At 53.3% G+C, this 321-nt stretch carries 1 rRNA gene; it reads left to right on the forward strand.

Annotated features, from left to right (window positions below):
* Nucleotides 1–321: ribosomal RNA gene (locus tag AC6CIB_RS23630) — 23S ribosomal RNA — on the forward strand; the annotation flags it as partial.

A 321-nucleotide genomic window follows, 5' to 3' on the forward strand; every position in this document is an offset into this window, starting at 1 on the left:
GGTGTCAGTGGTAGGAGAGCGTTCTAAGGACTGCGAAGCTAGACCGTAAGGACTGGTGGAGTGCTTAGAAGTGAGAATGCCGGTATGAGTAGCGAAAGATGGGTGAGAATCCCATCCACCGAATGCCTAAGGTTTCCTGAGGAAGGCTCGTCCGCTCAGGGTTAGTCGGGACCTAAGTCGAGGCCGATAGGCGTAGACGATGGACAACAGGTTGATATTCCTGTACCACCTCTTTTCCGTTTGAGCAATGGGGGGACGCAGGAGGATAGGGTAAGCGCACTGCTGGATATGTGCGTCTAAGCAGTTAGGCTGATGATGAGG

Source organism: Rossellomorea sp. GQ25, from assembly GCF_059758515.1.